This is a genomic window from Arthrobacter rhizophilus (assembly GCF_026241105.1).
Taxonomy (GTDB): Bacteria; Actinomycetota; Actinomycetes; order Actinomycetales; family Micrococcaceae; genus Arthrobacter.
This window is the reverse complement of sequence record NZ_JAPFFT010000011.1, coordinates 79,984-106,538: the sequence shown is the minus strand read 5'-3', so window position 1 is coordinate 106,538 and position 26,555 is coordinate 79,984. Positions and strand designations below refer to the sequence as shown.

General features: G+C 64.1%; 20 protein-coding genes and 1 tRNA gene. 16 read left to right on the top strand and 5 right to left on the bottom strand.

Translation table 11 applies throughout. The features are described 5' to 3' along the window. The first annotated feature begins 47 nt into the window (after positions 1-47). From OOZ51_RS11440 to OOZ51_RS11425, 4 genes are all read left to right on the top strand, one after another. Positions 48-1,466, top strand: coding sequence for a phosphomannomutase/phosphoglucomutase (locus tag OOZ51_RS11440; RefSeq protein WP_265979685.1), 1,419 nt, complete (start codon positions 48-50; stop codon positions 1,464-1,466). A 30-nt stretch (positions 1,467-1,496) separates the two neighbouring features. Next, positions 1,497-1,949, top strand: coding sequence for a hypothetical protein (locus OOZ51_RS11435; protein WP_265979684.1), 453 nt, complete (start codon positions 1,497-1,499; stop codon positions 1,947-1,949). Between the two features lie 24 nt (positions 1,950-1,973). Beyond that, positions 1,974-2,423 carry an RrF2 family transcriptional regulator gene (locus tag OOZ51_RS11430; RefSeq protein ID WP_265979682.1) on the top strand — a complete coding sequence of 150 codons (450 nt, stop codon included), beginning with the start codon at positions 1,974-1,976 and terminating at the stop codon, positions 2,421-2,423. 168 nt (positions 2,424-2,591) lie between these two features. Then, the gene (locus OOZ51_RS11425; RefSeq protein ID WP_265979680.1) at positions 2,592-3,752 is read left to right on the top strand and encodes a globin domain-containing protein; all 1,161 of its coding nucleotides are present in this window, start codon (positions 2,592-2,594) and stop codon (positions 3,750-3,752) included. Between the two features lie 18 nt (positions 3,753-3,770). Here the strand turns inward: OOZ51_RS11425 and OOZ51_RS11420 are convergent, their stop codons facing one another. The 4 genes from OOZ51_RS11420 to OOZ51_RS11405 form a co-directional block, all read right to left on the bottom strand. After that, a complete protein-coding gene (locus OOZ51_RS11420; RefSeq protein WP_265979679.1) occupies positions 3,771-4,427 on the bottom strand; it encodes a TetR/AcrR family transcriptional regulator in 657 nt (218 codons plus the stop codon). A 1-nt stretch (position 4,428) separates the two neighbouring features. Further along, a complete protein-coding gene (locus tag OOZ51_RS11415) occupies positions 4,429-6,990 on the bottom strand; it encodes a PEP/pyruvate-binding domain-containing protein (RefSeq protein WP_265979678.1) in 2,562 nt (853 codons plus the stop codon). Then, positions 6,983-8,560: an MFS transporter gene (locus OOZ51_RS11410; RefSeq protein ID WP_265979676.1), complete on the bottom strand. Its 1,578-nt coding sequence runs from the start codon at positions 8,558-8,560 to the stop codon at positions 6,983-6,985. The genes OOZ51_RS11415 and OOZ51_RS11410 overlap by 8 nt, the downstream gene beginning before the upstream one ends. Before the next feature lie 148 nt (positions 8,561-8,708). Further along, positions 8,709-10,544, bottom strand: coding sequence for a phosphoenolpyruvate carboxykinase (GTP) (locus OOZ51_RS11405; RefSeq protein WP_265979674.1), 1,836 nt, complete (start codon positions 10,542-10,544; stop codon positions 8,709-8,711). Positions 10,545-10,827: 283 nt separating this feature from the next. On the opposite strand from OOZ51_RS11405, the gene OOZ51_RS11400 reads away from it, so the two are divergent. Then, positions 10,828-10,901, top strand: a tRNA-Arg gene (locus OOZ51_RS11400). A 529-nt stretch (positions 10,902-11,430) separates the two neighbouring features. Here OOZ51_RS11400 and OOZ51_RS11395 read toward each other — a convergent pair. Then, the gene (locus OOZ51_RS11395) at positions 11,431-12,159 is read right to left on the bottom strand and encodes a FadR/GntR family transcriptional regulator (protein ID WP_265979673.1); all 729 of its coding nucleotides are present in this window, start codon (positions 12,157-12,159) and stop codon (positions 11,431-11,433) included. Positions 12,160-12,509: 350 nt separating this feature from the next. Here OOZ51_RS11395 and OOZ51_RS11390 point away from each other — a divergent pair, with 350 nt between their 5' ends. From OOZ51_RS11390 to OOZ51_RS11340, 11 genes are all read left to right on the top strand, one after another. Then, on the top strand, positions 12,510-14,150 hold the full coding sequence (locus OOZ51_RS11390; RefSeq protein WP_265979672.1) for an ABC transporter substrate-binding protein: 1,641 nt from the start codon (positions 12,510-12,512) through the stop codon (positions 14,148-14,150). Positions 14,151-14,292: 142 nt separating this feature from the next. Beyond that, a complete protein-coding gene (locus tag OOZ51_RS11385; RefSeq protein WP_265979671.1) occupies positions 14,293-15,249 on the top strand; it encodes an ABC transporter permease in 957 nt (318 codons plus the stop codon). A 2-nt stretch (positions 15,250-15,251) separates the two neighbouring features. Further along, positions 15,252-17,426: a dipeptide/oligopeptide/nickel ABC transporter permease/ATP-binding protein gene (locus OOZ51_RS11380; protein WP_265979669.1), complete on the top strand. Its 2,175-nt coding sequence runs from the start codon at positions 15,252-15,254 to the stop codon at positions 17,424-17,426. After that, the gene (locus OOZ51_RS11375) at positions 17,423-18,229 is read left to right on the top strand and encodes an ATP-binding cassette domain-containing protein (protein WP_265979667.1); all 807 of its coding nucleotides are present in this window, start codon (positions 17,423-17,425) and stop codon (positions 18,227-18,229) included. Before OOZ51_RS11380 ends, OOZ51_RS11375 begins: the two co-directional genes overlap by 4 nt. Positions 18,230-18,279: 50 nt before the next feature. After that, positions 18,280-19,197, top strand: a complete 918-nt coding sequence (locus OOZ51_RS11370; RefSeq protein WP_265979666.1) for a dihydrodipicolinate synthase family protein — start codon at positions 18,280-18,282, stop codon at positions 19,195-19,197. A 554-nt stretch (positions 19,198-19,751) separates the two neighbouring features. Continuing rightward, positions 19,752-20,708, top strand: a complete 957-nt coding sequence (locus OOZ51_RS11365) for an ROK family protein (protein ID WP_265979665.1) — start codon at positions 19,752-19,754, stop codon at positions 20,706-20,708. A 46-nt stretch (positions 20,709-20,754) separates the two neighbouring features. Then, on the top strand, positions 20,755-21,441 hold the full coding sequence (locus tag OOZ51_RS11360) for an N-acetylmannosamine-6-phosphate 2-epimerase (RefSeq protein WP_265979664.1): 687 nt from the start codon (positions 20,755-20,757) through the stop codon (positions 21,439-21,441). A gap of 157 nt (positions 21,442-21,598) precedes the next feature. After that, entirely contained in the window at positions 21,599-23,059 is a 1,461-nt protein-coding gene (locus OOZ51_RS11355) for a dihydrolipoyl dehydrogenase family protein (RefSeq protein WP_265979663.1), read from the top strand. Positions 23,060-23,134: 75 nt separating this feature from the next. Beyond that, a complete protein-coding gene (locus OOZ51_RS11350; protein ID WP_265979661.1) occupies positions 23,135-23,854 on the top strand; it encodes a sugar ABC transporter ATP-binding protein in 720 nt (239 codons plus the stop codon). After that, positions 23,851-25,887, top strand: a complete 2,037-nt coding sequence (locus OOZ51_RS11345; protein WP_265979660.1) for a YhgE/Pip domain-containing protein — start codon at positions 23,851-23,853, stop codon at positions 25,885-25,887. The genes OOZ51_RS11350 and OOZ51_RS11345 overlap by 4 nt, the downstream gene beginning before the upstream one ends. Continuing rightward, complete coding sequence (locus OOZ51_RS11340; protein WP_265979658.1) at positions 25,884-26,516, top strand: TetR/AcrR family transcriptional regulator; 633 nt, start codon at positions 25,884-25,886, stop codon at positions 26,514-26,516. Before OOZ51_RS11345 ends, OOZ51_RS11340 begins: the two co-directional genes overlap by 4 nt. The last annotated feature ends 39 nt before the right edge of the window (positions 26,517-26,555 follow it).

Genomic DNA, 26,555 nt, shown 5'->3' with positions numbered 1-26,555 from the left:
CGGGTTCTGGCGTAGTGCCGACGGCGGTCCACAGTAAGATTGAGCGCGTGACTAGCGAGCAGAACAAAACATTCGACCTCTCGGCTTCCTTCAAGGCTTATGACGTCCGGGGGATCGTCGGTGAATCCATCACAGCCCACATCGTGGAGTCTGTCGGCGCGGCGTTCGTCGACACTCTAGGCCTCGCGGGCGAGACGGTGCTGGTTGGCGGCGACATGCGCCCGTCCTCCCCGGAATTCATCAAGGCGTTTGCGGACGGGGCTGCCCGCCGCGGTGCCAACGTCCAACTGCTGGACCTCATTTCCACCGACGAGCTTTATTACGCTTGCGGTGCCCTCAATGCTGCAGGCGCTACGTTCACCGCAAGCCACAACCCGGCTGAATACAACGGCATCAAAATGTCCAAGGCCGGAGCCCAACCGATCTCCTCGGAATCGGGCCTCAAGGAAATCCAGGCTCTGGCGGAGAAATACCTCAACGAAGGCAACATCCCGGATGCGGATGTGCACGGCAAGATCAGCGCCCGCGATGTCCTGAAGGACTACTCCGAGTACTTGCGAAGCCTGGTTGACCTCAAAGGCTCCCGTCCGTTGAAGATCGTCGTCGACGCCGGAAACGGGATGGCTGGGCTGACCACTCCCGCCGTGCTCGGTAGCGAACTGCTTCCTGCCCTGCCGTTCGAGATCGTCCCCCTGTACTTTGAGCTGGATGGCTCGTTCCCGAACCACCCGGCCAATCCGCTTGAGCCTGAAAACCTCCGGGATCTGCAAGCCGCAGTGATCGAACACGGCGCGGACATCGGCCTGGCTTTCGACGGCGACGCCGACCGTTGCTTCGTGATCGACGAGAAGGGCGAACCTGTGTCCCCCTCCGCCATCACTGGCATGGTTGCGCGCCGGGAAATCGCGCGTGCCCAGGCAGCGGGTGAAGAGACGCCCGTGATCATCCACAACTTGCTGACCTCGCTGGCTGTCCCGGAACTCGTGGCCGCGGATGGCGGCCGCGCCGTCCGTACCCGTGTGGGGCATTCGTTCATCAAAGCCGTCATGGCTGAAGAAGGTGCCGTCTTCGGCGGGGAGCACTCTGCGCATTTCTACTTCCGCGATTTTTGGAACGCAGATACCGGCATGCTCGCAGCCATGCACGTGTTGGCGGCACTGGGTGAGCAGGACGGCCCGCTGTCCGAACTTGGCCGTCAGTACGAACCATACGTCTCTTCCGGCGAAATCAACTCCGAAATCGAGGACAAGGTGGGCGCCATTGAGCGCGTCCGCGCCGATTTTGAGAACGAAGACGCCGACGTCGACACCATGGACGGCAGCACCTTCACCGCGAAGGACGGCACCTGGTGGTTCAACCTTCGCCCGTCCAACACTGAGCCGTTCCTGCGGCTGAACGCAGAGGCGAAGGACGTGGCCACCATGGAAAAGATCCGCGACCGCGTCCTTGCGCTGATCCGCTCTTAACCGGTCATCCCGACGAGCAATACGGAGAGCATGAACTCCCAGATCGACGGCCTTGAAAGTCCCGAGGAACGCGAACTCCGCGAGGTCCGCGAAACCCTTGGAACCGCCCTGGCAACAGCGCAGGAACACCTGGAACAAAACGGGGGTTTCATGCCTTTCGCAGTCACCCTTGCGGACGACCACGAGTTCCGACTCGTCTTTGTTACACCCGGAGAGCCGGACGACGAAGGAAACTTCGACACAGGGTCGATGCTGGCCGATATCCTCGAATTGCTCCGCCAAGGCCGTGACGGATACCGCGCGGTTGCCATGGCCAGCGATGTGGTCCTTCCGGAACACGGCTCAGACGGGATCCACGCCGCGGCTGAACATCGCAGCGGCGGACTTATGGCAGCCGTCGTCCCATACGTGCAGACTCCGGAAGGCTACACGTTCGGAGCTGCCGAAGCGGATGGACACGAACGCGCCGTCTGGGTGGACTAGACCTGACTCCGTAAGCTTATTGGCATGAAGATCAATGCCTTCGCGGATGTGAGCCTGCGCGCGCTTCTGGTTCTGTCGTCCGCGCCCGTGGGTGAACTCCTGACGACCCAAAACATCGCAGACGCCGTGGGGACTCCTTACCACCACGTCAGCAAGGCCATCGTTCGGTTGCGGGAACTGGGCCTGATCGACGTCGAGCGTGGCCGCAACGGCGGATCCCGGCTCAGCGCGGCCGGACAGAAAGCCACAGTGGGCCAGCTCCTGCGGGAGCTGAATACCAGGGCGGATCCCGCGGAGTGCCATTCCACCAACGGCGACTGCCCGCTCATTACCGAATGCGGCTTGCGCCATGCGCTGGCCCGTGCGCGGGAAGCCTTCTACCGGGAGCTGGACGACGTCGTCGTCTCTTCCCTGCCTCGCCTACGGCAAATGACGCCGGTATTCCAGGCAATCGGGTTGCGCCCCGGGCTGTAAGCCAGACGAAAGCGCCCGCGCGGTTGCGCACGCCGAAGGTCCCTGGGCCTGTCGATTGGCAAAAATCTTCTACAGCGTGTAGAACTTAACTAAAGATACTTGCATTTCAAATACAAGTATTGATCCCGGTCCGCTCGCACCCCACGGGCCACTACGACAGGAGTTCCCATGCTCTCGGACAAGTCCTTCCCCGTCATCGAAGCCACGTTGCCGCTCGTCGGCTCCCGGATTGGCGACATCACCCCCAAGTTCTACGCCCGCCTCTTCGCTGCGCACCCCGAACTGCTCGATGGGCTCTTCAGCCGTTCGAACCAACGCTCGGGCAACCAGCAGCAGGCCCTGGCCGGAAGCATCGCCGCCTTTGCAAGCCATTTGATCAGCAACCCGGGAACCTTGCCGGAGACAGTGCTGTCCCGCATCGCGCACCGCCACGCCTCACTCGGGATAACCGAGCCGCAGTACCAAGTGGTCTACGAGCACCTTTTCGCCGCCATCGCTGAGGATCTCGCCGAAGTCATCACCCCTGAAATCGCCGAAGCCTGGACAGAGGTCTACTGGCTCATGGCGGACGCCCTGATCAAGATCGAAAAAGGACTCTACGCGGCGCAGGCCAATGGAAAGATGTGGAGCCCTTGGAAGGTCGCGTCCAAGACTCCCGCCGGCACCGGATCCAAGACCTTCACCCTCGAGCCGGCCGACGATACCCCCATCACCGAAGCACTGCCCGGCCAGTACATCAGCGTCAAGGTCACGCTCCCGGACGGCCTGCGCCAGGTCCGTCAGTACTCTCTTTCCGGCGACGCCGGCACCAGCCGAAGCTTCACCACCAAGATCGACGACGGCGGCGAAGTCTCGCCCGTGCTGCACCACACCGTAGAGGTTGGCGACGTCCTCGAGATCTCCAACCCCTATGGCGAGATCACGCTGAAGGACGGCAACGGCCCAGTGGTCCTCGCCTCCGCCGGCATCGGCTGCACACCCACGGCATCCATCCTGCGCTCGCTCGCAGACTCCGGCTCGGACCGCCAGGTCCTGGTCCTGCACGCGGAGAGCAATCTGGACAGTTGGGCGTTGCGCGGTCAGATGACGGACGACGTCGAACGCTTGGATGGAGCCGAACTCCAGCTCTGGCTGGAGGAACCGCAGCCCGGGTCCAATGCCGGCTTCATGTCACTGCGCGAAGTGGACCTGCCGGCCGACGCCTCGCTGTACCTGTGCGGGCCGCTGCCGTTCATGAAGCACATCCGCAACGAAGCCATCAATGCCGGAATCCCTGCCACGAAGATTCACTACGAGGTCTTCGGACCGGACATCTGGCTGGCCAACTAGCCCACCTAACCGCCGTTGTCAGCCCGCCGTCCCCGGCGGGCTGACAACCAAGCCTGGCGGCCTGACTAGCAGCAGCGGCAGCATCACCTCGTCCACCACCTTCACCAGGAAATCGGCATCGATCGGTGCTCCCGAGAAAATGAACCGCTGCCGCAGCAAGGCGGGGCCGGCCTCGATTCTTGTCTCCGTGGCCACGTTGGGATCGCATTCGCCGCGCGCCGCAGCCTGCTCAATGATGGCTCGCATGATCTTTCCTACGTTGCCGCGCGTGTACTCGTGGACTTCAGCAGCCACCGCTGGGTTCTGGAGCGCTTCCCCCAATAGCCCGCGCATGGCTTGCCCCACTGCTCCTTCCAGCTGTTGCGCTACTAGCCTCAGGATCGCCAGGGCGTCCTCACGCAGGCTACCCATATCCGGCGCGGACGAAGGACTGGGCATGGCGTCGTAGGCCGCCTCGAGCACCAACGCCGCGCGCCCGGGCCACCGCCGATAGAGCGAGGCTTTGCTCGCCCGGGCGCGATCCGCGACGCTGTCCATGGTCAGAGCGGCGTACCCGAATTCAGCGATCTCCGCCCGGACAGCTTCGAAAATTGCACTGTTCAGGGCGGCTCCGCGCCGGCGCGGCAGCTTGCGGTGGTCCTGCCGTTCCGCCGAAAGGTCCCGCTCCTCCGCCATGTCAAACACTCCCCGACGAAGCGGCCGGCAGGACCACTCCCAGATTCCCGTCGACGAGCACCCACTGCCCGTCGGCCAAGACGCTGGTTCCCGAACCTGTGCCCATGACTGCCGGAATTCCGTATTCCCTGGCCACGATCGCCGCATGGGAGCCGAGTCCGCCGGCATCCACTACAACCGCGGCGGCCCGTTGGAACAACGGGGTCCAAGCAGGGTTGGTGTACGGGCAGACCAGGATTTCGCCGCTGCGGAGCCGGCCGAACTCGGCCGGCCCACGGATCACGCGGACAATCCCGCTTGCTTGGCCGCGGCTGGCCGGAGTACCGGAGACAAGTGCCCCTGACACGCGGCGGCCTCGAACACGGTGATCTCGGCCAAAGAGCAAAGCCGGATCAAGCAGCGGAATACCCTCCAACTCGCGCCGTTTGGCCGCGCGCGCCAGCACCAGCGGCCGGTAACGATCCCGTAGGGAAGTTGGCAGCGCACCGCCGTCGTCCGCATCCATGATGGATTCCAATTCCTCGAACCGCAGGTGATAGATGTCGTCGGGTTCGTCGATCACGCCAGCCAACACCAACCGGCGGCCGAGCTCCCGGTAGGCGCGGCGGATGGGCGGGATGACCTTGGTGGCGTAGAAGTGGCTGTCCTCGCGGAACGCCATTCCGGCTCGCGCGGATTCGACGGCGGCGAGCACCGTCCGTCTCACTGGTTCGTAACGGAGAGCCGGGTGACGCGTCAACTCCGCAAGCGCCGTCCCGGTCTGGTCGTCCGTTTGGTGCCGCTCTCCGGACATGGCTTTCACCAGCCCAAGCACCACTTCGGGGGCATCGGACCAGGTGGGCGAACTACTCAGGACAACGCTGGTGGTTTCCCGGTGGCCGTATTCGAGCTGAAATGCCTCGAAGGCTTCCCTGAAAGCACGATGCTCGGGATCCTTTTCCACCAGGTCCACCAGTTGGCGGGGGTCTGCTTCGAGAAAGGCGTGTGACAAGCTCAAGTCCTCTGCCGCTAGGGAAGCGAGCCGTTCAAGTGCCCGATTCGCCTGGCTCGTCCGGGTTTCCGCCCCAGCGATCAGCGCAGGCGCAAGCCTTGTCTTGCCGAGGAACAGGAGCATGAAGCGCATCTTCAGCGCCGGCACCAGAATGCCGGGCAGGTAGGAGACCCTCAAGTCCGTGATACCCCGCATCGTCGCGAAGCATCCCTCCAGGAAAGCAATGACCGCACCCCATCGCAGCGGACCGAGATCCTTGCCGTTGAGCCGTTCGACATTGCCAAGGAAGAGGGCGAAGCGCGGATCTTGGGTCCACGCTTCGGGCTTGAATTGCCTTGACCGACGCAGCAAAGACACGGGTGCGGCGAGCGTGCGGATGGTCGGGCGCGGCACCGGCGGAATGAGCTGCACCACCACGCCGTCGTCTTCCGGCAACAACTCCTCAACCTTCGGGAAGACCACGCCCACGCTCCCGGCCATCCCCTGCAACATGGCCAGGATTCCCCGGCTCATCCACCCGGAGACGTCCAACGGATACGGCCGTTCCTGGAACATCTCGATGAAGAACGGCCCCACCCGCCGTTGGACCGCGTTGAGGCTGGGCGGTTGCGGCGGGAGTGCGGTCATCGGGCGCGACTGCAGCACGTACATCACGCCTCCGGCCATAGCCCACTCGATGTCCTGTGGCCGCCCGAAATGCTGCTGGGCTTCCTGTCCCAACCGGGCCAGCTCCGCCAATTGCCCTGCGACGAGCCCTGGCTTGGCGGCGGGCGTACCAGCCCTTTCCCGCGTCCCACCGCCCGCTGCCGCGCTGATCACCACCTCGCGGCCGCCCGGCCTGAAGCCAAGAACCTTTCCCCAACGGTCCAGGACGTAGTGCTCCGGCGTCACCCTGCCCGAGACCACGGCCTCCCCCAGCCCGGGATTCGCGTCCACCACGATTTCACCCCGCTCGCCCGTGACCGGATTCGCAGTAAACATGACACCCGCCATGGCCGCCGGCACCATTTTTTGTACGACGACGGCGATAGCCACCTCGTGCGGGTCGATCCCCTGCCGTCGGCGGTAGGCCATGGCCCGGTCGGTCCACAACGACGCCCAACAAGCGACCACCGCCTGGACCACGTCGTCCTCGCCAAGCACGTTGAGGTAGGTATCCTGCTGGCCGGCAAACGCGGCACCCGGCAGATCCTCCGCCGTGGCACTGGACCGGACTGCGACAGCTCCGCCGCCCAGCTTCGCATACGAATCGAGGATCTCATGCCGCGGCGAACCGGGCATTTCCGCCCCGGCAAAGAGGGCCCGGATGGCGGCGCCGCCGGTTCTGTAACCGCCGTCGGACGCTCCGGCGTCGGGCGCTGCGCCGGGCTCCCTGGACAGCAGGACGTCCAGCTCCACCCCCACTTTCGTTTCCGCCAGGAAGGACAGGAACGCGCCCGTGGTGATGATGAAGCCCGGCGGCACCGGAAACCCCTGGCGCACAAGCTCCCCCAAAGCGGCGCCCTTACCGCCCGCGGCGGCGATGTCCCTAGCGCCAAAATCGGCCAAGGGGGCTGCGGTTTGCTCAGTCATTTTGGGCTCCTGGTGCGGTGCTGTCGGCGGGGTCGGAGGCTTCCGGGATTGCGGCGTCGGAGCGGGTGGTATCTGCGTGAGCGGTGGTCCGCAGTTCCCGCTCGGGGAGGAAAAGCGTCAATACGAACGCCACAGCCAACACCACCGCGGCAAACCCGAAAACCGGCGGAACCGCATGGCCGAATGCCTGGGCAACCGCGATGCGGTCCGCGGCCGGCAGGGCTTCCAGGGCCTTGGGCGTCAAGGATTTGATGCGGTCGCCCAAAGCGGCGGCCAGCGGGGCCGGGACCGCCGCGGCGAATCGCGCCGTGATCAGGGAACCCAAGACAGCCACGCCGACGGCGGCACCCACTTGGCGGAGAAAGGTCACCGTGGACGTCGCAGCACCCAGGTCGCGGCGCTCCACGGAGTTCTGCACCACCAGCACCATGACCTGCATGACGAGCCCAATTCCCAGCCCGAGAAGCAGCATGGAGAGCAGGACGAGCCACGGGCTGCTACCCGAGTCCATGGTGCTGAAAAGCCAGATTCCGGGAACCGCAAGGAGCGTTCCGGCCACCGGATACAGCTTGTAGCGCCCGGTGAGGGTGATCAGTGCGCCGGATCCCGACGTCGTGAGCAGAAAGCCAACCATCAACGCAATCAGCATGCCGCCGGACGCAGTGGCCGACATGCCCATCCCCACCTGCAAGAACGCCGGAAGGTAATTCAGCGTGGCGAACATCGCAAAGCCGACCAGGAAACTCACCGCGGTCGGTATGGCAAAGGCAGGGTCCCGGAACAGGGACAAGGGGATGATCGGATCAACCGTGCGGCGCGCCCTGAACAGCCAGGCGGCCAACGCCACAAGAGCCACCGCGCCGAGGACCGGAGCCACCCAAACCGGCCCGGCGTAGCTGCCACCGCTGGACAGGAAGATCACTGCGACGATGGCAAGACCCAGTAAGGCCGCGCCTCCATAGTCCACGCGTCGTCCGCGCGGGGTGACCGGGAGCCGTAAGGTAAACGTCACCACGGCAAGGGCAGCCAAGCCGAGCGGAACGTAGAAGTAGAAGATCCAGCGCCACGAGAAATGGTCCACCACCGCGCCGCCTGCCAAAGGTCCGGTCACCGCGGCCATGACGAAGGCTGCGCCGATGATGCCCAGAAGCCTGCCGCGCTCGCGGGGACTGACTAGTTCGCCGATGACCGATTGCGCACCGATCATGAGCCCTCCGCCACCGATGCCCTGAACCGCGCGGAAGGCGATGAGCTGCGGCACGGACTGCGCCAGCGAGCACAGTCCCGCGCCGATGATGAAGAAGATAAGGGAAGCCTGCAGGATCCGTTTGCGCCCGAAAGCGTCGCCAAGTTTGCCTGTCAGCGGCATGGCGGCCGTGGCGGCGACAAGGTAGCCGGTGATGATGGTGGACATCTGATCCAGGCCGCCCAGCTCCCCGGCGACGGTCGGCAGGGCCGAGGCCATGACAGTTTGGTCCAGCGCGCCGAGGAACATCACCAACAGGATGCCCGGCAGCGCAGTCCTGATGGCAGAGTGGACTCTCTTGGTGTGCTGCTGGGCATCGTCCATGGCCCGGTCCCGGAAATTAGAGAACTGCTGGTTCTCTAAAAGCTACTCTCGCCGCTTGCGCGGCACAATGGCTGGAATCAAGGAAACGACGGCGGTCCCGCACCTTGAGCGCAAGGTGCGGGACCGCCGTCTTACGGGGACTGGTGGTCTAGGCCAGGCGGGACTTCAGGCCTTCGAGTTCGGACAACAGCGCGGCCGGCAGGGAATCGCCGAACTTTGCGTACCATTCCTCGATCGATGCCAGTTCGGTCTTCCACTCGGCGGGGTCGACGCGAACTGCCGCTTCCACCTCGGCGGGGGTCATGTCCAAGCCTTCGAGATCGATGGACTCGCCGGTCGGAACGAAGCCGATGGGAGTCTCGACCGCGTCGGCCTTGCCTTCGAGGCGTTCAATGGCCCACTTGAGGACACGGGCGTTGTCACCGAAGCCGGGCCATGCGAAGCCACCCTCGGCAGTGCGGCGGAACCAGTTGACCAGGAAGATCTTGGGCAGTCGGTTTTGTCCAAGTGAGTTCGCCTTGGCGGACAGGTTCACCCAGTGGTTCAGGTAGTCACCTGCGTCGTAGCCGATGAACGGCAGCATGGCCATGGGGTCGCGACGCACGACGCCGACGGCACCGGCCGCAGCAGCGGTGGTCTCCGAGGACAGCGTGGAACCCATGAAGATGCCGTTAGACCAGTCGCGGGCCTCGGTGACGAGCGGGATGGTGGTCTTGCGGCGCCCGCCGAACAGAATCGCGGAGAGTTCCACACCTTCGGGGCTGAAGTACTCCTCGGCGAGCATGTCGATCTGGTCGATCGGCGTGCAGAAGCGGGAATTCGGGTGTGCCGCAGGCTTGTCGGAGCCCCGGGTCCACGAGTTGCCCTGCCAGTCAGTCAGATGCGCCGGAGTTTCCTCCGTCATGCCCTCCCACCAAACGCCGCCGTCGTCGGTCAAAGCAACATTGGTGAAGATGCTGTTGCCCTTGGCGATGGCGCGCATGGCGTTGGGGTTGGTGCCCCAACCGGTGCCGGGAGCGACGCCGAACAAGCCGGCCTCGGGGTTGACCGCACGGAGTTCGCCTTCCTTGCCGAAGCGCATCCAGGTGATGTCGTCGCCGAGGGTCTCCACCTTCCAGCCCTTGATGGTGGGGTCGAGCAGCGCGAGGTTGGTCTTGCCGCAAGCGGAGGGGAACGCCGCAGAGATGTAGTAGGTCTTCTGCTCAGGCGAAGTCAGCTTCAGGATGAGCATGTGCTCGGCCAGCCAGCCTTCGTCACGGGCCATGACAGACGCGATGCGCAAGGCGTAGCACTTCTTGCCAAGGAGGGCATTGCCGCCGTAGCCCGAGCCGAACGACCAGATGGAGCGTTCTTCCGGGAAGTGCACGATCCACTTGTCCGGGTTGCAAGGCCACGCAACGTCTGCCTGGCCGGCTTCCAGCGGAGCGCCCAGGGAGTGCAGTGCAGGGACAAAGAACGCGTCGGTCTGGGTGATACGTTCCAGGACGTCGGTGCCGATGCGGGCCATGATGCGCATCGAGGCAACAACGTAGGCGGAATCGGTGATCTCGACGCCGAACTTGGGGTCTTCAGCATCCAGGTGGCCCATGACGAACGGAATGACGTACATGGTGCGGCCACGCATGGAGCCGGCGAACAGTCCGCGCAGCTTCTGCTTCATCTCGGCCGGAGCCATCCAGTTGTTGGTGAAGCCGGCGTCGTGCTCCTTCTCGGAGCAGATGAAGGTCTGCTCTTCCACGCGGGCTACGTCCGCGGGATCAGAGAATGCAGCGAAAGAGTTGGGGAAGAGCTCCTGGTTCAGCCTCTTCAGGGTGCCGGCGGCGACGAGTTCGTCGGTCAGCTTCTTGTTTTCAGCTTCGCTGCCGTCAACCCAGTGGATGCGGTCCGGCTGTGTCAGCTCGGCTACTTCCTCCACCCAGGCCAGCAGACGTGCATGCGTAGTAGGTGCCTTCTCAAGCAGCGGCAGTCGCGCCAGATCGCCCATCGTGGTTCCCTTCCTCGGGTTCAGTGGTGTGTCCTAAATGCTAGGGGTCGCGGAGTAGACCAATCTGGGTTCGGACGTGGGATCTCTTGACCATTTCGGAGCAAAACCCCTAAAAATCAAGGATCCGCGTCGGGGATTCCTCAATTTTAGTGACTAAGGTCACATAGACCGGTCTAGTTAGGCAGATTACACCACGTCGATTTGGCACCAACAGGGATCTCGCGTAAAGTTTATTGAGGTTCGAGGGGGGAACGAGTTTGAAAATCCCGAGAATCACGAAAATGCGCCCATAGCTCAGCTGGATAGAGCGTCTGTCTACGGAACAGAAGGCCGGGGGTTCGAATCCCTCTGGGCGCACAAAAAGAAGACCCGCACCGGGACCGGTGCGGGTCTTTTTCGTTGGATTCCGGGCTCGGGTTTGGTTGCCGTACCGCCCTCCCCTAGTTTGCTCCGCGAATGACGGGACTCGCCGTGTCGCACAGGCTTTCTCAAACCAAAGATGGGGACGACGATGCGATCGCCTACGGCCCCGACTGCTGCTCGCCCAAGTGAAAGCCAGTACGACCGGGTACGATTCTGCTGGATCACCGGCGCTGCCAGACGTCGGCACCCGTGGAATCACGCGGCCGGAGACCTTCCCCAAGGGGAGTGATCCAGCAGAATCGACGCCTACCCACGGCTTCGGCTTGCCGGCAAACCGACGTCGCGCTCTTCTACGGGTTTGCCAACGCCCCGGAATGACGAGACTCGCCGTGTCGCAAACGCTTTCCCAGACCAAAGAAGGTCAGGACGGCCCAGGCTCCCGTGAGACAGCCAAAAAAAGAAGGGCCGCCGTCGTACTTTATGAAAAAGTACGACGGCGGCCCTTGCGCTCGAATGCTCGGCGTTAGGCTGCGACGGCCTCGCTGATGCGGCGGCGGATTCCGTCAAAGTGACGGTTGAGCAGTTCGGCCGCCGCGGTCTTGTCTCCGGTTGCGACGGCGGTGTAGATGCTTCGATGCATCGCCGCGGTGGCCACAAGGTCTTCGTTGGCGGAGCCGATTTCAACGTGGATCTTCCGGTAGACCTTCCAGAAGACGCCCATGAGGTTGATGAGGAGTTCGTTGTTCAGCGGTTCGAACAGCCGTCGGTGGAACTCGGCGTCGGCGGCCACGAAGTTCTCGCCGGCGTGTGCGAGCTCTTCCATTTGCTTGACGGCTTCCTCGATCAAGGCGAGCTGTTCGGTACTCATGACGTCCATGGACGAGCCGATTAGCCCGGACTCGAGGGCCTGTCGCACGTCGACGAGCTGCAGCGCCTCAAGGCCCTGGTGGCGCAACGACAAGCGTCCCCGGAACGTCAGGCCGTCAGCGAGTGCCTCGAAGTTGCTGGGCGCGACGAACATGCCAAAGCCATGGCGAATCTCGATGACACCCAGGGCTTGCAGCACTTTCAGGGATTCGCGCAGGGTGTTTCGGCCTACCCCCAGCGCCATGGAGAGTTCGTTTTCCGTGGGCAAAGGATCACCCGCCTCAAGCTCGCGCTCAAGGATCAATTCCATAATGTCCGCTTGCAGCGCCCTGAGCCGGGCCTGTGCGCTGAACCGCGCCTGCGGAACGACACCGGAAGTGGTCATGGCTCTCCTTGCAAAAGTACTCATCCCTGGCCGGTCCCCTTTCAGGAACCGGGACAAGGAATCAGTGCGGTGTTAATGTTGAGGTGAGCCTAGCGCCCACCGAGAATACAGTGCTTCGCAACATACAATATCGGATGTCCCATCTCCTTGATAGATGTTCGCCTCGATTTTTGACTGAGCGGCCAAGGTAGACGGCGCCGCAGTCGGCCGGCAGCCGCCCGCCGGCAACGCCACAGCTGGCGGCGCGGCCGCCAGTGATCCACATCTCGCTTGACGACTTCATGTGACCGCCCTTACAGTTTTCTTTACGAGCATCGGATGTCCTACATCCGATAACCAGAAAAACTTGAATGGTGAGGCATCTTATGAGCAACACGATTAACAAACTGCCGCTGGTCAGCGACGCCAGCCGACGCAACTTCCTCAAGCTGACCGGGGCGGTTGGAGCCGCGGCGGCCTTCACGGCCACCCTGTCAGCATGTGGCGGTCCTGCCTCCACCACTACGGGCGGAGCGAGCAACATCGCTGCCGTCAACAAGGACCTCACCATCGAGGCAGGCATCTCCTATGCCCTGTCCACGGGTTTCGACCCGCTGACTTCCTCCGGCGCCACCCCTCTGGCGGCCAACCTGCACGTCTTCGAAGGCCTCGTGGAACTCCACCCGGCCACCCGCGAGCCCTACAACGCACTCGCCGCCAGCGACCCCAAGAAGATCAACGACACCACGTACCAGGTGACCATCCGCGACGGCGCCAAGTTCCACAATGGCTCCCCGGTCACCACGGAAGATGTGGCCTACTCCTTCACCCGAGTGATGGACCCGGCCAACAAGTCCTTGTTCTCCCAGTTCATTCCATTCATCAAGGACGTCAAGGCGCTTGATGCCAAGACGGTCGAGTTCTCGTTGAAGTACCCGTTCCCCGGCTTCGGACCGCGAATCTCCGTGGTGAAGGTGGTTCCGAAGGCACTGGTTTCCACTGACCAGAAGGGCTTCGATGCCAAGCCGATCGGCTCCGGCCCCTACAAGCTGATCTCGGCCGTCAAGGACGACAAGATCGTCTTCGAAGCATTCGCCGACTACAACGGCCCCAAGCCTGCGCTCGCAAAGGGCATGACGTGGCTGTTGCTCTCAGACGCCGCCGCCCGCGTCACTGCGGTCCAGTCGGGCCGCGTCCAGGCGATCGAAGACGTCCCCTACCTGGACGTTGACGGACTCAAGTCCAAGGCGCGGGTTGAATCCGTGCAGTCGTTCGGTCTCCTGTTCCTGATGTTCAACTGCGCGAAGGCGCCGTTCAACAACAAGCTGGTCCGCCAGGCGCTCCACTACGGGCTGGATAAAGACGCCATCATCAAGAAGGCCCTGTTCGGCAATGCCAAGGCTGCGTCGTCGTACTTCCAGGAGGGCCACCCGGACTACGTCAAGGCCAAAAAAGTCTACGGCTACGATCCCCAGAAGGCCGCGGACCTCCTCAAGCAAGCCGGCGTGAGCAACCTCGAATTCGAGCTGCTGACCACAGACACCGCGTGGGTCAAGGACGTTGCCCCGCTGATGCTGGAGTCCTGGAACAAGATCCCCGGCGTCAAGGTCACCGCAAAGAACTTGCAGTCCGGCGCGTTGTACTCCGACAGGGTAGGCAAGGCCGACTTCTCGGTGGTCGCTGCCCCGGGTGATCCTTCCGTCTTCGGCAACGACGCAGACCTGCTCCTGAGCTGGTTCTACTCGGGCGCCACTTGGATGACAAAGCGCGCCTACTGGACCACTCCCGAAAGTGCCACCCTGCAGGATCTGATGGACAAGGGCTCGCAGGCCGCGCCGGCTGATGCCAAGAAGATCACGGGCCAGATTGTGGATCTCGTCTCCGAGGAAGTCCCGCTGTACCCGCTCTTCCACCGCCAGCTCCCCAGCGCGTGGGACGAAAAGAAGCTCTCCGGTTTCAAGCCGCTGCCCACCACGGGACTGTCCTTCATCGGCGTCGGCCGCACGGCCTAGCCGCACCTCCCAGCCAGCTGCCCCCAACTGGCTCGCATTTGTTGTCGTTTAGACGGCTCAAAACGACAACTACTGCGAGCTAGTTGGGCCGACCCCGCGAGACCGCCACCCAGCGGCCGCACCAAAGCAACCGGAGAACACATTGGTCATGATATTGCGCCTGCTTGGACGCAGACTCGCGGCATTGCCCTTGATGATCCTGGGCATCACGCTTCTGGTCTTCCTCGTCCTTCAAGCAGCCCCAGGCGACCAGGCCAGCTCGGCTCTGGGCGAAGCCGCCAGTGAGGAAGCCAAGCAGCAGTACCGCCAGGAGAACGGCCTGAACGATCCCCTGTTCGTCCAGTACTTCCGTTTCCTAGGCAGGCTCCTTCAGCTCGATCTTGGCGTAACCACTCCCCCGTCCAAGTCGGTGGCTGGCATGATCGCCTCGGCTTTTCCGCTGACGCTGCAGCTGACCTTCCTCGGGGTGATCATCGCCGTCGTCCTGTCCTTGGTCTTCGGCATCATCGGTGCCCTCTACCGTGACAAGTGGCAGGACCAGTTGGTCCGGGTCTTCTCCATCGCAGCCATCGCAACCCCGTCCTTCTGGCTGGGCATCCTGCTCATCCAGTGGTTCGCGCTCGGTGACAACCCGCTGTTTCCCTCGGGTGGGATCGCGACGCCGGAGTCCGGCTTCGGCGGTTGGCTCAACTCGATGGCGCTCCCGGCCCTCGCGCTCGGCATTCCGGTCTCCGCTTCCTTGATCCGGGTTGTCCGGACATCCATGGTGGAAGAACTGGACCGCGACTACGTCCGCACGGCCATCGGCAACGGCGTCCCGCACCGCGAGGTGGTTTCCAGGAACGTCCTCCGCAACGCGCTCGTCACTCCGGTGACCGTGCTGGGACTGCGCGTGGGCTATCTCCTGGGCGGCGCCGTCGTGATTGAAATGATCTTCGCCCTTCCGGGCATGGGCCAGCTGATCCTCAACGGCATCACCAACCTGGACGTCAACCTGGTCCAGGGCGTGGTCCTCACCATTTCCGTCACCTTCGTCTTGGTGAACATCGTGGTGGACCTCCTGTACCTGCTCATCAACCCCCGAATCAGGACGGTATAGCCATGCGCAGCAAACTTGCTGAACGGCTCAGCGCCCCGGGCGTCCGCTTCAAGTCCCTCCCGTGGGGACCGCGTTTTGCCCTGTTGTTCCTCGTGATCATCGCCCTCGCAGCGATCTTCGCGCCGGTCATCGCGCCGCACGATCCCCTGGAAACGTTCATTCCAGCGCAAGCGCCGGACGCAGACCACTTCTTCGGCACCGACCGCTTGGGCCGCGACGTCTTCTCCCGGTTGCTCTACGGCTCGCAGTCTTCCCTCATGATCGGCCTCGGCGCAGTGGCCCTCGCGATCGTCGTCGGCGCCGTGCTTGGCTCACTCGCCGCGACGTCCAGCAAAGCCATCAACGAGATCATCATGCGCCTCATGGACATCCTCATGGCGTTCCCGGGCATCGCCCTCGCAGCCGTACTCCTGGCCGCGTTCGGCAACTCGGTGCCCACCATCATCATCGCGATCGCCATCATCTACACCCCGCAGCTTGCCCGTGTGGTCCGCGCCAATGTCCTCTCCCAATACGGTGAAGACTACGTCCGCGCCGAACGCGTGATGGGTGCCGGCCGCGCCTACATCCTGCTCAAGCACATTGTCCGCAATACCGCGGCACCGGTGCTGGTTTTCGCCACCGTCATGGTGGCCGACGCCATCATCCTCGAAGCCTCGCTGTCCTTCCTCGGTGCCGGCGTCCAGGATCCTGCGCCGTCGTGGGGCAACGTGATCTCCTACGGACGCAACCTGGTCCTGTCCGGCGGCTGGTGGGCAACCACCTTCGCCGGTCTCACCATCCTGCTCACCGTGCTCGCCCTGAACATCCTCGCCGAGGGCCTCACCGACGCCATGGTGAACCCGAAGCTGCGCAAGGCTCCCGTCGTGAAGGACGACGACGGTGCTGCCGCGGCTTTTGCGGCCGCGGCTGTGGCCGGCGCCGCCGTCGATACCGAGATCGCGACGTCGGTGGCCCAGCCTTCCGTTGTGGAACAGCACGAGCTCGACGGCGTGCGCGCCGCCAGCGGCGATCCCCTCTCCGAAGAGGACTACGCGGCGTCGGTCCTGAACGATAGACGTGTCCTGAAAGATCCGCGGCTCGCAGCAGAGAATCCGCACGCCCTGCTGGACCCCATGTCGGCGCTGAATCGGGAGCTCGGACTCCTGGCTTCAATCGAGTCCAAGCGCACCGACCGTCTCCCCCAGGTCCCCGCCTACGCCCGCAACGTGCTCGAGGTCAAGAACCTGTCCATCCGCTTCCCCGGGCGTTTCGGCGAAATCGCGATCGTGGACAACGTCTCCTTCACCGTCCGCGAAGGGGAAACCATGGGCCTCGTGGGCGAATCCGGTTGCGGCAAGTCCATCACGTCCCTCGCGATCATGGGTTTGCTACCGAAGACCGCCGAGATCACCGGTTCCATCACCTTCGATGGCAAGGAACTCCTGGATTCCAGCTCGAAGCACAGCAACGCCAAGGCCTACCAGGGCCTGCGCGGCGAACAGATCGCCATGGTCTACCAGGATGCGCTGAGTTCGCTCAACCCATCCATGAAGATCAAGGAGCAGATGACCCAGCTGACCAAACGCGGCGGCCGCAAGACCCCCACCGAGTTGCTGGAAATGGTGAAACTCGATCCCGTCCGCACGCTTGCCAGCTATCCGCACGAGCTCTCCGGCGGCCAGCGCCAACGCGTGCTGATCGCCATGGCGCTCTCCCGCTCACCGAAAATCGTGGTGGCAGACGAACCCACCACCGCCCTGGACGTCACTGTCCAGAAGCAGGTAGTGGAACTGCTCAACGAACTGCGCGAACAGCTCGGCTTCGCCATGGTCTTCGTCAGCCATGACCTCGCCCTGGTTGCCTCCCTGGCGCACCGGATCACGGTCATGTACGCCGGCCAGGTAGTGGAATCCGCGCAGGCGTCGGAGCTCCTGCAGAACCCCCGCCACGAATACACACGCGGTTTGTTGGGCGCCGTCCTGTCGATCGAGGCCGACGCCGTCCGCCTCCACCAGATTCCCGGCACGGTTCCGTCGCCGCGCGATTTCGCTGCCGGCGACCGCTTTGCAGCACGCTCGTTGAGGCCCGACGCCGATCCGAACCAGCAATTGGTCCTCGCAGTTGTTGAACCCGCGGGCGGCGGAGCGGACCGCGACCACTACTGGGCCAGCCACCTGAAGGAGGACGCAAAGTGAGCGTTTCAACCGGCAAGCCGGTCATCGAGCTCAAAGACGTCAAGGTCCACCACAGGGCCCGCACCGGCGGCCTCTTCCGGCCCAACATCGTCAAGGCCGTCAACGGCGTGGACTTCCGCATCAGCCGCGGTGAGACGGTCGGCATCGTCGGTGAGTCCGGCTGCGGCAAGTCCACGCTCGCATCGGTGCTCGTGGGACTCCAGGCTCCGACGTCGGGCCAGGTGCTCTTCCACGGCAAACCGGCCGTCAAACGCAATGCGCGCATGCGCAAGGAATTCGGGCGGGCCGTATCCGTGGTCTTCCAGGACCCGGCCACGGCACTCAATCCGCGCATGACCATCCAGGACATCCTCACCGATCCCCTGCAGGTTCACGGCATCGGAAACACCGCGTCCCGCTCGGACAAGGTCAAGGAACTGCTGGCCCTCGTGGGCTTGCCGCAATCGGCGGCCGAGGTCACGCCGTCGCAAGTTTCAGGCGGCCAGCGCCAGCGCGTGGCGATCGCACGCGCCCTCGCCTTGGATCCGGACATCATCGTGGCGGACGAGCCGACGTCGGCCCTCGACGTTTCCGTCCGCGCCCAAGTCCTGAACCTGCTGTCCGACCTGAAGACCCAGCTGAATCTCGGCATGGTCTTCATTTCGCACGATATCCAGACCGTCCGCTACGTCTCCGACCGCATCTGCGTCATGTACTTCGGACAGATCGTGGAGGAGGGCCCGGCCGCGCAGGTGTTCGACAACCCGAGCAACGACTACACCAAGAAGCTGCTCGGCGCCGCGCCCAGCCTGCTCCACACCTAAGTTTTCCCTTTCAGATCCAATCAAATCAGATCCAAGCAATGGAGTTTTCTGTGTCTACTCAGTTCCAGGGCGTCATCCCCCCGGTCATCACCCCCCGCCACGCCGACGGCCGCGTTGACACCGCGTCCCTGAAGAACGTCACCAAGCACCTGGTCGACGGCGGCGTGTCCGGCCTTTTCGTGTTGGGCTCCTCGGGCGAGGTCCCCTACATGACCAACGAAGAGCGCGAACTGGTGGTCTCAACGATCGCCGACGCGAACGCCGGCGCGGTGCCCCTCATCGTGGGCGCCAACGAACAAACCACCAACCGCGTCATCGAAGAAGCACGCAAGGTTGTGGACCTCGGCGCCGACGCGATCGTGGTCACCTCCATGTACTACGCCATCGGCAACGCCCAGGAAACCGAAACCCACTTCCGCAGCATCCACTCTGCCGTGGACAAGCCGATCTTCGCCTACGACGTCCCCGTCCGCACCCACTTCAAGCTGCCCACCGACCTCCTGGTCCGACTCGGCCGCGACGGCGTCATCGCAGGCGTCAAGGATTCCTCCGGCGACGACGTCTCCTTCCGCCAACTCGTCCTAGCAGCCAAGGACATCCCCGACTTCGACATCTTCACGGGCCACGAAATCGTAGTGGACGGCGCCCTCCTCGCCGGCGCCCAGGGCGTAGTCCCCGGCCTCGGCAACGTGGACCCCGCCGGTTACCGCCGCCTGTTCGACGCCGCCCAAGCCGGAGACTGGACCACAGCCGCCGCCGAACAGGACCGCTTGGCCGACGTCTTCAACATCGTCTACACCCCCAACGGCCGAGTCTCCGGCGGCGCAGCAGGACTAGGCGCCTTCAAGACCGCCCTCCAAATCATGGGCATCATCGAATCCAACACGATGAGCGCCCCGATGCTCCCCCTGAACGCCGAAGAAACCGCCGCAATCCGCACGATCCTCGAGCGCAACGCGCTGGTCTAGGGAGCGGCGCCGTTCTTCTCGCCTGAGTTTCGGATCTGTGCTCGCCGGGGCGGGTTTCCGAGCCGTCGCCAGATCTTGTTGCGGTGGTCGGGTCGTGTCGCAGTGCCAGTTTTGCCGTCCCTTAGACACCTCCCGACGCCGCATTCCCGTCGCTGAGCGACGTCCATGCAGCTTTGGTCGGCGATGCGGGACTACACAAAACCGTCCCTCCGACACTAGGGCGATCGGGTCACCGCACGCTTCGGGAACGTCGGCATCAGTCGGCGCGGCGGTCGACCGGTGAGTCGACAGTTCGCAGCGTCAGGTGGGATATCAGCGCAAAGCGCGGGCGCATTGTTTCGTGTAGGCGCGCATCGCCGACCAGAGCCGTTCGTAGGTCGCTCAGCGACCGAAGGACTGCGTCGGGAGGTGTCTAAGCGCCGGCGAAATGATGGGTCCGCGCTGACCCAGCCACAACTAACCCGACGACAGACAAACTGCCGCAAAGACGTGACCCAGCCACAGCTAACCTGACCACAGGCGCAACCGCTGCAGCAGAGATCCGGAGGATAAACATGATGTACGTGATCGGGGTTGATCTTGGCGGGACTAAGACGGCCGCCGGGGTTGTGGGGGCCGACGGGGAAGTGTTGTTTTCGGAGCAAATTCCTACGCTGAATCGGGGTGGGGGCGAGGCTATTTTGAGGGCGACCGCGGGGCTCGTGGGGCGGCTCCTGCGGCGGGCGGCGGGTGAGGGAATCGACGTCGGGCGTGTTGGCGTTGGTTCGGCTGGGGTCATCGATGCCGTGAATGGTGAGGTCGTTTCCGCAACTGATGCGATTCTTGGGTGGGCTGGGACCAGGTTGACGGCGGGTTTGGCGCAACTCCTTGGCTTGCCGCGGGGGTCGATCATGGCCGTCAACGATGTGCACGCGCATGCTCTTGGTGAGGCGTGGCGTGGGGCGGCTGCCGGGTCCTCGAGTTCGCTAATGGTGGCTTTCGGAACGGGTGTTGGCGGCAGTTTTGTGTTGGACGGCGCTCCTTTGTTGGGGCACCACTATGTGGGCGGGCACGTGGGTCATTTTGCTTCGCCGTATGCCTATCACGAGGGCAAGGCGCTCCCGTGCGTGTGCGGCGGGTCGGGCCACGTTGAGGCGATCGCCTCCGGTCCGGCCATCCATGAGTCCTTCCTCCGTTTCGGAGGCTCTCCTGATGTCCCGGATACCCGTGCAGTGTTTGCCTTGGCGCGGGCCGCTTCCGCTGACAGCCAAGGCGGGCCTGCCGCGATCAAGGCAATCGGCGTCGGTGCCGGTGCCGCCGGGCAGGCGATCGGTGGGCTCGTCAACATCCTCGATCCGGAAACGGTGGTGGTCTCCGGCGGTCTCGCAGACGCCGGAGACTTCTGGTGGAAACCCATGGAACGCGCCCTGCGCAAAGAGCTCATGGCCCCGCTTGCTGACATTCCCGTGCTTCGCGCGTCGCTGGGCAATACCGCGGCCATTGTGGGCGCGGCCAAACTCGTCCTCAACTGACACTCGAACGCCCAAACACCCGCACACCTCGCAAGGAGACACCCCCATGATCCTGACCCCCGATGACCTCGAAGCCCTCCGCTCGCAGTTGATCGTGTCGTGCCAGGCTTACCCGGGCGAGCCCATGCGCGATCCCCGGACCACCGGCCAGGTGGCGGCGTCGGCGGTTATCGGTGGTGCCGCGGCAGTCCGCGTCCAAGGCCTCGCGGACGTCCAGTTCACCCGCGCCGCTGTGGAGGTTCCGGTGATCGGGCTCTGGAAGGACGGGCACGACGGCGTTTTCATCACCCCCACACTCCGGCACGCCCTCGCCGTCGCCAACGCCGGCGCCCACGTCGTTGCTATCGACGGCACGCGACGCCCGCGTCCCGACGGCTTGAGCCTGAAGCAGACGGTTGATGGAATCCACGCCGAATCGCATGCCTTGGTCATGGCCGACTGCGGTTCCTACGCCGATGCGGTGGCCGCCGTCGAAGCCGGTGCTGACCTGATCGGCACGACGCTGGCCGGGTATACCGGGGATCGTCCTAAGACAGAGGGCCCCGATCTTGCGCTTCTCGCGGAGATCGCCGGCGCCGGACTAGGCAAGCCGCTCATCGCCGAGGGCCGCATCCATACCCCAGCACAGGCCCGCCAGGCCAGTGACGCCGGTGCGTTCGCCGTCGTCGTCGGCACCGCCATCACGCATCCGGCCAGCATCACCGGCTGGTTCAAGGGCGCGATGCACGCCTGACTGAGGCCAAAGACGTCGGATTTTGCTGGATCATTCGGATCCCGCGAAAAAAGACCCGCGCAAACACGGGCCGTGCGATTTCGCTCCGAGGAGTGATCCAGCAGAATCCGTCGCCGGGTCCCTGATCCCGGCCTGCGTCCGGGCGTAGGCTTCTCCCATGGCTGAGGAGAATATCCGGGAGTTCGATGTCATTGTGATCGGCGCTGGAGCGGTGGGGGAAAACGTTGCAGACCGAGTGGTCCGGGGCGGCCTTACCGCGGCCATTGTGGAAGCTGAGCTGGTCGGCGGGGAATGCTCCTACTGGGCCTGCATACCGTCCAAGGCGCTCCTCCGGCCTGGAACTGCCCTGCACACCGCCCAATCAGTGCCCGGAGCATCGGACTCCATCACGAAGGTCCTTGATGCCGAGCCTGTCCTGAAATACCGCGACTACTTCACCAACAAGTGGCAGGATGACGGCGCAGTGCAGTGGCTCGTGGACACGGGCATCGAACTCATCCGGGGCCGAGCGCGCATCACGGGCCCCCGCGAAGTCCAAGTGGACGGCAAGGATGGCAACAGTTATTCGCTCAAGGCCCACCACGCCGTTGTGGTGGCCACCGGATCCACCCCACTCATCCCGAAAATCGACGGCTTGCGCAACGTCCCCTACTGGACAACCCGCGGCGCCACCTCGGCGCAGCAAATCCCCAAGCGGTTCATCGTGCTGGGCGGCGGTGTCGCCAGTGTCGAGCTTGCCCAGGCGTTTGCCCGTTTGGGCTCGTCGGTTTCTATCGTTGCCCGAGGCCGGCTGCTGAGCGCGTTCCCCGAGGAAGCCGCCAATCTGGTTGCGGCAGGACTCCGGGCCGACGGCGTCGATCTCCACCTTGGGACAGACACCACGCTCGTCGAATACAACCCGGACCATGCCTTCAGCGTCACACTCGGCGACGGGACAGTCTTGAACTCCGACCAGTTGCTAGTGGCGACTGGTCGGCGGCCGGCCCTGGACAATTTGGGGCTCGAGAACGTAGGGCTCGACGCCGAAGAAGGCAAAGCTTTGCGCCTCACCACGGATTCGAGCGGCCTGGTTGAGGGCGCCGCCAGCGACGGCACCAGCGGACTGTGGCTCTACGCAGCCGGCGATGCCGCGGGATCGGTCTTCCTCACCCATCAGGGCAAGTACGAGGCCCGGGCCACCGGCGACGCCATCGTGGCCCGCGCCAACGGAACGCTCCACGGCACCCCGAAACCCTGGAGCGCCTTGGCAAAAACGGCTGACGAATACGCGATCCCCAGCGTGGTGTTCACGGATCCGGAAGTGGCATCCGTGGGTCCGAACCTCAAGCAGGCGCTACAAAAGGGCATCAACGCAAGCTCGGTGGAACTCCCCATCAACGTGTCCGGCTCTCAGCTGCATTCGGAAAATTACGAAGGTTGGGCACAACTCGTGGTGGACGAGGACCGGAAGGTAGTGGTTGGGGCAACGTTTGCCGGACCCGGCGTGGCTGAGCTGTTGCACGGCGCCACGATCGCGATTGTGGGTGAAGTCCCGCTCGACAGGCTGTGGCACGCAGTGCCGTCCTTCCCCACTATCAGCGAGGTGTGGCTGCGGCTTCTGGAGAAGTACGGGCTGTGATTGAGGTCTATTTGAACTGACCGGTCAGTTCAGTTACGATTGGAGCAGAATACAGCTTCTGCGAAAGGTCCAACTGTGCTGTCCGTACAGCAACTCCAGATCGACGGCCGCCGGGACGATCTCCTTCCTCCCACATCCCTCGAAGCCCGGCGCGGGGAGCTCCTCCTCGTAAGCGGCGACGGCCAGGACCAGCGCACGGCTTTGGCGCTAGCGCTGAGCGGCCGAATGAAACCCAGCAATGGCTCCCTGAGCTGGGACAACTCAGCCAAGACCAAGGAAGTCCGGGCAGCGAGCGCCCTGATTGACTCCCCCGGCGTCAACGAACCCGAGCAGCATTTGAGCGTCCGCGACCTCGTCACCGAAGACCTCTCCCTCATCCCCCGCCGCTACCGTGGCGCGCTCCTCAGCAAGCCGTGGCTCAAGGTCAATCGCTTCGAGGACATCGCCGGGCTGTGGATTGAGCAGCTCCCTGCGGACCGGCGCCTCGAACTGCTCACGGCCCTGGCCCTCGCGGACCCCGCCCTCGATCTCCTGGTGCTCGACTCCCCGGACCGGCACAGCGCGAACACCGCGGACTGGCTCACGCGCCTTGAGCAGTTGGCGTACGACGCCGGGCGGCCGCTCGCCGTCGTCGCGGTCGTTTCTGCCCTCCCGGACACCTGGGACGGCCCGGCCGCGGTGATCGGCAACTCGGTCACCTACACCGCTGCAACCGCGGAACCCGCCGAACCCCTCGACAACCTTCCGGAATATCTCGAAGAAGTACCCGAAACCCTGCAAAGGACCGCAAAGTGACTGTTCTGCGGCTGGCCCGCTCCGAACTCAAGCGCATGACCGGCGGGCTTCTGCCTAAGCTGACCATCCTCGCCCTGACCATGGTGCCCCTGCTCTACGGAGCCGTGTACCTGTACGCGAACTGGGATCCTTACGGCAACCTCAACCAGATCGACGCCGCGCTGGTCGTCGAGGACGCGGGAGCCAAGCCGGCCGACGGCCCCGAACTGCAAGCGGGCAAGAAGGTTGCCGACAGCCTCGTGCAGAGCCATGTCTTCAATTGGCAGCGGGTGACCACCACGGCGGAGGCCGATGCCGGGGTTGAATCAGGCAAGTACGCCTTCGCCCTGAAAATTCCGAAGGACTTTTCGGCCAACCTGGTCTCACCGGGCAGCTTCGACGCCGCTAACCAGGCGATGCTCAACGTCACCACCAACGATGCGAACAACTACCTTCTCAGCACCATCGTGGACAAGCTCACCACCGCTGTTCATTCCACCGTGGCCAAGGAGGTGGGCGAGGAAACCGCCAACCAACTGCTCACAGGATTCGGCACCATCCATGCCTCCATCGTCAAAGCGTCCGACGGCGCCTCCCAACTGGCCGATGGCGTCGGGAAGCTCAGTGACGGCGCGGCCACCCTCCACGACGGCACTAGCAAGCTCAGTAGCGGCGCGTCCGACCTCCTTGCGGGCCAGAACAAGCTGCGCGACGGCGCCAATCAGCTGAACGACGGCGCCGGGCAGCTCAGCGCCGGACTCGCCGAGCTGAAGAACAAGACCGCGTCCCTCCCGGCTGATTCCCAAAAGCTCGCCGACGGCGCCGCTCAAGTAGCCGCCGGAAACGCGCAGCTGAACGCGAAGGTCCAGGACGTCGTCGGGCAGCTTTCAGCGTTCGACGCCGGAGCGCGCGACCGCGTGGTAGGCAGCACCCAGAAACTCGTGGCGAGTGGTGTCATCACCCAAGATCAGGCCAACAAGATCCTGGCGGACTTCGACACCGCCGGCGCATCCACCCCCGTGACGGCTGCCAAGGCCAAGCTCTCGGCGGATGCCGCGCAGATCCAGCAACTCTCCAATGGCTCGGCCGCGGTCAGTGCCGGTGCCGCCAAACTTGCGGGCGCCACACCTGCCCTGACGGGCGCCATCGGCCAGGCTTCGGCCGGGGCGGACCGGCTCAGCTCGGGCGCTGCCAGCTTGGCGGCAGGCGAACAATCTGCCGTCAACGGCACTGCGGCTCTCGCCGACGGTGCGGCAAAGCTCGACGACGGCGCAGCGCAACTAGCGAGCGGCGCCGCGACGGCCGCAGACGGATCCCGCACCCTGGCGAGCGAGTTGGCCAAGGGCGCAGGGAAAGTCCCGAACCCCAACGACGCCCAAAAGAGCGAAGTATCCAAGGTGATCGCGGACCCGGTCGCGGTCAACAATGTTTCCCAAGCCAAGGCAGGGTCCTACGGCGCAGGCCTGGCCCCCTTCTTCCTGACGTTGTCCCTCTGGATCGGCGTGTTCATGCTGGTCCAGGCGATGCGTCCCATCACCCAGCGGGCCTTGGCCTCGAACGCTCCCTCGTGGAAAATCGCCGTCGGCGGCTGGCTCCCGTTCTTCGTGGTGTCCGTCCTGCAGGCCAGCATCCTCACCCTCGTGGTGGACCTGGGGCTTGGTCTCAATGCGGCGCACCCGGTGATGATGTGGTTGTTCATGCTGGCTGCGGTCATGGCGTTCACGGCCCTCATCCAGGGCATCGTGGCTTTGCTGGGGACTCCTGGAAAGTTCGTGGTGCTGATCCTGTTGGTCCTGCAGCTGGTATCTTCCGGCGGAACGTTCCCGTGGCAAACCACTCCCATGCCTTTGCACGTGGTGCACGAGATCATGCCGATGGGATATGTGGTGACGGGCATGCGGCACTTGATCTACGGTGGCGACCTCTCCATGATCTGGCCGATTGTCCTGGGGCTGCTTGGCTACACTGTGCTGGGGGCGGCGCTTTCCACACTGGCCGTCCGTAAGCACAAGACCTGGACCCTGAAGACCCTGAAGCCGGAGATCGCGGTATGAGCATGCAAGACCCGGACTTCCTTGAGCCCTCGGAAAAGAAGCTCCGTCCGGCCCGCACCAACGCGACCAAGCAGCGCCTCTTCGACGCATCCATGGAACTGATCGGCGAGCGCGGCGCAGCAGGCGTCACGGTGGACGAGATCGCGGCCGCAGCCGGGGTATCCAAGGGAACGGTCTACTACAACTTCGGCAGCAAATCCGATCTGATCGCACAGTTGTTGCGCCATGGAGTGGACATCATGCTCGGCCGGCTCCAGACCATCGAAGGCTTGCACGCCGATCCGCTCGAGGCCATGGAAGCCATGCTCGGCCAGGCCATGGACTTCATGGACGACTACCCATCCTTCGCGCGCCTCTGGATCAGCGAGAACTGGCGGACGCCCAGCGAATGGGGCAAGCTCTTTGTCGAGCTCCGCAGCGAGTTGTTGGCTGTGATCGGCGCTGCGATCGAGAAGGTCGCCACCACGTACACGGTGGATACCGGCATTGCCCGGGGCAGCCTCGAAGCGGCAATGTTCGGAGCGATCTTCGTGGTGGGCCTGGACCGGCAGACGTACAACCCGGAGCGCACCCGGGAGCAGAGCATAGCGGCCATCATGACCATCATGCGCGGCTACGTGCTGCGGTAACGGTATGGCAACTGCTGCGCCAAGCGAGCGTGGCGATGC